Origin of the sequence: Blastococcus atacamensis (assembly GCF_002938425.1) — a bacterium.
GTDB classification, from domain to species: Bacteria; Actinomycetota; Actinomycetes; order Mycobacteriales; family Geodermatophilaceae; genus Blastococcus; species Blastococcus atacamensis.
Genome location: NZ_POQU01000124.1, coordinates 1 through 6,841, shown reverse-complemented (window position 1 = coordinate 6,841; position 6,841 = coordinate 1). Strand labels below are relative to the sequence as shown.

Annotated in this window: 8 protein-coding genes; all 8 read left to right on the top strand. The window is 76.3% G+C overall.

The genetic code is table 11. The features are described 5' to 3' along the window. Positions 1–163: 163 nt before the first annotated feature. Positions 164–1,057, top strand: a complete 894-nt coding sequence (locus tag C5508_RS18495; RefSeq protein ID WP_232797287.1) for a vWA domain-containing protein — start codon at positions 164–166, stop codon at positions 1,055–1,057. A 77-nt stretch (positions 1,058–1,134) separates the two neighbouring features. Next, positions 1,135–1,749 carry a cob(I)yrinic acid a,c-diamide adenosyltransferase gene (gene cobO, locus C5508_RS18490; RefSeq protein ID WP_104526383.1) on the top strand — a complete coding sequence of 205 codons (615 nt, stop codon included), beginning with the start codon at positions 1,135–1,137 and terminating at the stop codon, positions 1,747–1,749. Beyond that, the gene (locus C5508_RS18485) at positions 1,746–3,146 is read left to right on the top strand and encodes a cobyrinate a,c-diamide synthase (protein ID WP_232797286.1); all 1,401 of its coding nucleotides are present in this window, start codon (positions 1,746–1,748) and stop codon (positions 3,144–3,146) included. Before cobO ends, C5508_RS18485 begins: the two co-directional genes overlap by 4 nt. Further along, the gene (locus tag C5508_RS18480; RefSeq protein WP_104526382.1) at positions 3,133–3,819 is read left to right on the top strand and encodes an energy-coupling factor ABC transporter permease; all 687 of its coding nucleotides are present in this window, start codon (positions 3,133–3,135) and stop codon (positions 3,817–3,819) included. The genes C5508_RS18485 and C5508_RS18480 overlap by 14 nt, the downstream gene beginning before the upstream one ends. Then, positions 3,816–4,121 (top strand): energy-coupling factor ABC transporter substrate-binding protein, encoded by a 306-nt coding sequence (locus C5508_RS18475; RefSeq protein WP_104526381.1) that lies wholly within the window; start codon positions 3,816–3,818, stop codon positions 4,119–4,121. Before C5508_RS18480 ends, C5508_RS18475 begins: the two co-directional genes overlap by 4 nt. After that, the gene (gene cbiQ, locus C5508_RS18470; RefSeq protein ID WP_104526380.1) at positions 4,118–4,855 is read left to right on the top strand and encodes a cobalt ECF transporter T component CbiQ; all 738 of its coding nucleotides are present in this window, start codon (positions 4,118–4,120) and stop codon (positions 4,853–4,855) included. Before C5508_RS18475 ends, cbiQ begins: the two co-directional genes overlap by 4 nt. Further along, positions 4,852–5,697 (top strand): energy-coupling factor ABC transporter ATP-binding protein, encoded by an 846-nt coding sequence (locus tag C5508_RS18465; RefSeq protein WP_104526379.1) that lies wholly within the window; start codon positions 4,852–4,854, stop codon positions 5,695–5,697. Before cbiQ ends, C5508_RS18465 begins: the two co-directional genes overlap by 4 nt. Further along, positions 5,694–6,841: cobalamin biosynthesis protein (locus tag C5508_RS20410; RefSeq protein ID WP_232797285.1), on the top strand; the 1,148-nt coding region annotated here is incomplete at its 3' end. The genes C5508_RS18465 and C5508_RS20410, both read left to right, overlap by 4 nt.

Genomic DNA, 6,841 nt, shown 5'->3' with positions numbered 1-6,841 from the left:
TGTGTGTTGTGATTGGTATGATATATGTGTGCTGTAGCAGTTATATGTTTGATATATTATATTGTTGTAGGTTAAGGTGACGATGTTACGTTGTTGTTTATGTGTGTTTTCTCAAGAAGAATACGGCATACGAGTTCTAGTACGTTCTCGTGGGCTCGTGTATGTGTATAAGAGACAGCCCCAGGGCGAGGGCGGTGCGGCCGCCGACGCCGCCCCCGCGCCCGAGCGCGCGGCCGTCACCCCTGGTGATCCGGTCCGCGTCCGCCGGCTGGAGGTGCCCGGCATCGGCGCGGGGGCACCCGGCCGCCGCTCGCGGGCCCGGTCCGAGCGCGGTCGGGTGGTCGGCTCCACCCGTCCGGCGGGCCCGGTCACCCGGCTGCACCTGCCCGCCACCGTGCTCGCCGCCGCGCCGCACCAGCACGCCCGCGGTCGCACCGGGCCGGGGCTGCGGATCGTGCGCGACGACCTGCGCCAGGCCGTTCTCGAGGGCCGCGAGGGCAACCTGGTCCTGTTCGTCGTCGACGCCAGCGGCTCGATGGGTGCCCGGTCGCGGATGGCCGCCGTGAAGGGCGCGGTGCTCTCCCTGCTGCTCGACGCCTACCAGCGGCGGGACAAGGTCGGCATGATCACCTTCCGCGGCGGCGAGGCGGAGCTGGTGCTGCCACCCACCTGGTCGGTGGAGGCGGCGGCCGCCCGGCTCACCGGCCTGCCGACCGGCGGGCGCACCCCGCTCGCGGCCGGCCTGCTGCGCGCCGCTGAGGTGCTCCGGGTGGAGCGGGTCCGCGATCCGCGGCGCCGTCCACTGCTCGTCGTCGTCACCGACGGTCGGGCCACCGGCGCGCGCGGCGGCGACCACCTCGGCGAGGCCCGTCGGGCCGCGGCGCTGGTGGCCGCCACCGGCACCTCCGCGGTCGTCGTCGACTGCGAGTCCGGGCCGGTGCGGCTGGGGCTGGCGAGCGCGCTGGGCACCGCACTGGGCGCGGAGACGCTGCGGCTCGACGAGCTCGGCGCCGACGCCCTCGCGGGCACGGTCCGCGCCGCCCGGCAGGTGGCCTAGATGAGCGTGCTGGCGAGCTCGTCAGTGGATCCAGCGCCCCGAGGCACTCGGCCCACGAGCGCCGGCGAGGAGGACTAGTGCCGCAGGGACGGGTCGAGGTCGTCCCGGCCGACGGGCTGACCACCCGGCAGCGCCGCAACCGCCCGCTGCTCGCCGTGCACACCGGCGAGATGAAGGGCAAGTCAACCGCCGCCTTCGGCATGGCGATGCGCGCGTGGAACCAGGGCTGGTCGATCGCGGTCTACCAGTTCGTCAAGAGCGCCAAGTGGAAGGTCGGCGAGGAGAACGCGCTGACCGCGCTGGGCCGCCTGCACGAGCAGACCGGCGAGGGCGGGCCGGTGGTCTGGCACAAGATGGGCTCGGGCTGGTCGTGGTCGCGCAAGCACGGCGAGGAGACCGACCACGCCGCCGACGCCGCCGAGGGCTGGGCGCAGATCAAGCGCGACCTCGCCGCGGAGGCACACCGGTTCTACGTGCTCGACGAGTTCACCTATCCGCTGAAGTGGGGCTGGGTGGACGTCGACGACGTGGTGCGCACGCTGGCCGACCGGCCGGGCAGCCAGCACGTCGTCATCACCGGGCGGGACGCGCCGCCGGCGCTGGTGGACGCCGCGGACCTGGTCGTCGAGATGACCAAGGTGAAGCACCCCATGGACGCCGGGCAGAAGGGGCAGCGGGGGATCGAGTGGTGATCCGGGTCCCGCGACTGGTGCTGGCCGCGCCGTCGAGCAACGCGGGCAAGACCTCGATCGCCACCGGGCTCATCGCCGCCCTCAGCGCCCGCGGGCTCACCGTGTCCCCGCACAAGGTCGGCCCCGACTACATCGACCCGGGCTACCACGGGCTGGCCGCCGGCCGCCCGGGCCGCAACCTCGATCCCTGGCTGGTGGGTGAGGAGCGCGTCGCCCCGCTGTTCCTCCGCGGCGCGCTGCACCCCTCCCCCGCCGACATCGCCGTGGTCGAGGGCGTCATGGGCCTGTTCGACGGTGCGGCGCACCCGTCGGTCGACCCCGGGTTCGCCTCCACCGCGCACGTCGCCCGGCTGCTGGACGCCCCGGTGGTGCTGGTCGTGGACGCGGCGTCGCAGGCGCACAGCGTCGCGGCGCTGGTCCACGGCTTCGCGACCTTCGACCCCGCGATCCGGGTCGGCGGAGTGGTGCTCAACCGGGTGGGCAGCGACCGGCACGAGGCGATCCTGCGCGGCGCGCTGGCCGCCGCCGGGGTGACCGTGCTCGGTGCGGTGCGCCGGCACGACCGGCTGCACACCCCGTCCCGGCATCTCGGGCTGATCCCCGCCGCCGAGCGCTCGGCCGAGGCGACGACGACGGTGCGCCGGCTGGGCGAGGTCGTCGGCGAGGGTCTGGACCTGGACGCGGTGCTCGCCCTGGCCCGGTCGGCTCCCCCGCTGGCCGCCGCGCCGTGGGACCCGGCGGACGAGGTGGCGCCGGGCACCGCCCGGCCGCGCATCGCGGTCGCCGGCGGTGCCGCGTTCACCTTCGGCTACGTCGAGAACACCGAGCTGCTGGCCGCGGCCGGCGCCGAGGTGGTGGTCGTCGACCCGCTCCGGGAGGAGGCGCTGCCCGCCGGCACGGCCGGCCTCGTCGTGGGCGGCGGCTTCCCCGAGGTGCACGCCGCCGAGCTGTCGGCCAACGGGACGCTGCGGGCCGACGTCGCCGCGCTGGCCGCCCGGGGTGGGCCGGTCGCCGCCGAGTGCGCCGGGCTGCTGTACCTCGCCCGCGAGCTCGACGGCGTCCCGATGTGCGGCGTCCTGGACGTGGCGACGGCGATGGCCGGCCGGCTCACCCTGGGCTACCGGGAGGCCGAGGCCGCCGGCCCGTCGGTGCTGGCCCCGGCCGGCACCCGGGTGCGCGGGCACGAGTTCCACCGCACCGCGGCCGTCCCGGTCGCCGGGCCGGCGCCGGCCTGGCGCTGGGGCGGCACCGCCGAGGGCTTCACCGCCGGGAACGTGCACGCCTCGTACCTGCACCTGAACTGGGCCGGCAGCCCCGCCCTGGCCCAGCGGTTCACCGCCGCCTGCGCCGCGACCCTGCACACCGAGCGACCGGAGCAGCAGCATGCACATCGCTGAGGGGTTCCTGCCGGCCGCGCACGCCGCCGGATGGGCGCTGGCCGCCGCGCCGTTCGTCGTGCACGGCGCGCGCGCCGTCACCCGCGAGGTGCGGGAGCGGCCCGAAGCCACCCTGCTGCTCGGGGCGGCGGGGGCGTTCACCTTCGTGCTGAGCGCGATCAAGCTGCCCTCGATCACCGGGAGCAGCAGCCACCCGACCGGCACCGGCGCGGGCGCGATCCTGTTCCGGCCCCCGGTCATGGCGCTGCTGGGCACCGTCGTGCTGCTGTTCCAGGCGCTGCTGCTTGCCCACGGCGGCCTCACGACGCTCGGCGCCAACGCCTTCGCGTTCGCCGTCGTCGGACCGTGGGCCGCGTACGGCAGCTACCGGCTGGTCCGGCGGCTGGGCGGCGGCCTGCTGCCCGGCGTGTTCGTCGGCACGGTGCTGGCCGACCTCGCCACCTACGTCACCACGTCGGTGCAGCTGGCCCTGGCCTTTCCCGACGCCACCGGCGGGATCGCCGGCGCTCTGGTCAAGTTCCTCGGCGTCTTCGCCTTCACCCAGGTGCCCCTGGCGATCGGCGAGGGGCTGCTCGCGGTGCTGCTGTTCCGGGTGCTCACCGTCAACGCCCGCCCGGAGCTCGAACGCCTCGGGGTCCTGCGGCCCGCGGCGGACCAGGAGGCCGCGGCGTGACCCGCCGGCGGCTGGTCACCGCGCTGCTCGTGCTGGCGGTGCTCGCGCTCTTCACCGTTCCCCTGCTGCTCGACGGCGGCGCCTCGGAGTACGCCGGCACCGACAGCCGGGCCACCGGCGCGATCGAGGACACCGGGTACCGCCCGTGGTTCGAGTCGGTGTTCGCGCCGTCGTCGACCGAGGTCGAGTCGGGCCTGTTCGCGCTGCAGGCGGCCCTGGGTGGCGGCGTGCTCGGCTACGTCCTCGGCCGGCTGCGCGGTCGCCGCCTGGCGCGGGACGCCGACGCCGGGCAGGCGCCGTGACCGGGCTCGCGGTCGACGACGCCGCGTGGCGCAGCGCCTGGCGGGTGCGCTCCCCCGCCGACAAGCTCGCCCTCTGCGTCGGCCTCGTGCTCTGCGCGCTGGTGCTGCCGCCCTGGCCGGGCGCGGTGCTGGTCGGCGCGGTCGCCGTCGGGCTGGCGCTCGGCCCGGCGCGCGTCCCCGCGGGCACCTTCCTGCGCGCCATCCGCTGGCCGATGGCGTTCCTCGCGGTCGGGGCCCTGACCGCCGTCGTCACCCTGGACGGCGGGATCCCCGGCTGGGCACCGGACGCCGCGGCGCGCGCCGGCGAGCTGGTCGGGCGGGCGCTCGCGGGAACCTCGGCGGTGCTGCTGCTGGCCACGACGACGCCGATGAGCGACCTGCTTCCCGAACTCCGGCGCCTACGGGTGCCCGACGCCGTCGTCGAGATCGCCTCGGTCACCTACCGGATGCTCTTCCTGCTGCTCGCCGCCCTCGGCTCGGTCCGGGAGGCGCAGACCGCACGGATGGGCTGGTCGACCGCCGGCCGGTCGTACCGCTCCGCGGGCATGCTCGCCGCCGCCGTCCTCACCCGCTCCTGGGACCGCGCGCACCGCATGCACGAGGGCCTGGCCGGTCGCGGGATGGAGACCGGGCTCCGGGTGCTGCCCGAGGCCCGCCCCTCCTCACCGGCCTTCCTCGCCTCCACGGCGGTGCTGCTCGCGGCGGTCGTCGCCGTCACCGGAGCGGTCCGGTGAGCCACCACGCGCTCGCCGCCCGCGGACTGGTCGCCGGGTACGCCGGCTCCCCACCGGTCCTCGACGGAGCCGACCTGACCGTGCCCCCGGGACGGCGGCTGGCTCTGCTCGGCGCCAACGGCTCGGGCAAGACGACCCTGCTCCGCTGCCTGTCCGGAGCACTCCGGCCGGCCGCCGGCGAAGTCACCCTCGACGGCGAGCCGCTGAGCCACACCCGCCGGGGCCTGCGCGCGCACCGGCAGGCGGTGCAGCTGGTGCTGCAGGACCCCGACGACCAGCTGTTCAGCGCCTCGGTGGCCCAGGACGTCTCCTTCGGCCCGCTCAACCTCGGCCTGGACGAGGCCACGGTGCGCGCCCGGGTGGCCGAGGCCCTCGCGCTGCTCGCCGTGGGTCACCTGGCCGACCGGCCGACCCACCGGCTCTCCTACGGCGAGCGCAAGCGGGTGGCGATCGCCGGCGCGGTCGCGATGCGCCCCTGCGTGCTGCTGCTCGACGAACCCACCGCGGGGCTCGATCCGTCCGCAGTGACCGAGACCCTCGCCGCCCTCGCCCGGCTGCAGGCCTCCGACTCGACGGTGGTCATGAGCACGCACGACGTCGACCTCGCCCTGTCCTGGGCCGACGAGGTCGCCGTGGTGGCCGGCGGAACCGTGGTGCAGGGCGAGCCGGGCACCCTGCTGGCCGACGACGACCTGCTCCGCGCCGCCCGGCTCGCCCGTCCGTGGGCGCTGGAGGTCGGCGCGCGCCTCCGTGCGCTGGGGCTCCTCGGCGAGGGACCGCTCCCCCGCGACGCCGCCGGACTGCTGGCCGCCCTGCCGGACCGCCCCGGGGTGCCGACGTGAGGACGGTCGGCATCGGGCTGGCCTCGGGGGTGAGCGCCGAGGAGGTCCTCGCCGCGGTCGACGCCGTGCTCCCCGATCCCGGCGCCCCGGTCCGGCTGGCCACGCTGGACGTCCGCGCCCGCGAGCCCGGTCTCGTCGCCGCCGCCGCCCAGCGCGGCTGGCCCCTGACCGGGCATCCCGCCGAGCGCCTGCGGCAGGTCGTCGTCCCCACCCCCTCGCCCGGGGTGGCGGCACGGGTCGGCACCCCGTCGGTCGCCGAGGCCGCCGCCCTGCTCGGTGGCGGATCGCTGGTCGTGCCCAAGACCGTGCACGGCCGGGTGACGGTCGCCCTGGCCGTCGACGCCGCTCCCACGCTCCCGACCGGCCACCGCCGCCCAGACCACGCCGACGTCCCAGGAGGACCGCTGACCCCGCGCCCCGCTCCCGACGTCCCGGCCGCAACCGGCCTGCGCCTGACCGGCCGGGCGGTCGTCGTGGTCGGCGGAGGTACCGGCGCGCACCGGTACGTCGCCGGCCTGCAGGACGCCGCCGCGGTGGTCACCGTGATCGCGCCGCGGGTCACCCCGGCGCTGGAGGCCCTCGCGTCCGCCGGCGCCCTCACCTGGCAGCGCCGGTCCTACGCGGCGGGCGATCTGCGCGGCGCCTGGTTCGCCGTGGCTGCCTCCGGGGACCCCGCGGTCGACGCCGCCGTTGCCGAGGAAGCCGAGCGCGAGCGGGTGTTCTGCGCCTCGGGCGACGGAGCGGGCAGCGCCGTGCTTCCGGCCACGGGACGGATCGGCGACCTCGTCGTCGCGGTGCACGCCGCCGGCCGGGAGGACCGGGCTCCCGACGTGCGGGACGCGGTCGTGACGGCGCTGAGCGAGGGGCTGCTGCCGGTCGCCGCGCGGCCGGCTCCCGGCGGCAGCGTCGTGCTGGTCGGTGGCGGGCCCGGCGATCCGGGGCTGATCACGGTGCGCGGCCGGCAGGCCCTGGCCTCGGCCGACGTGGTGCTGGCCGACCACCTCGCGCCGCAAGGGCTGCTCGCCTCCCTGCCACCCGAGGTCGAGATCATCGACGCCTCGAAACTGCCCCGCGGCCGCTTCATGGCCCAGGAGCACATCAACGACCTGCTCATCACCCGTGCCCGCGCCGGCCGCCGCGTCGT

Excerpts from the sequence above, each read along its gene's own strand:
- C5508_RS18480 (WP_104526382.1), top strand. The coding sequence starts at position 3,133 with ATGCACATCGCTGAGGGGTTCCTGCCGGCCGCGCACGCCGCCGGATGG.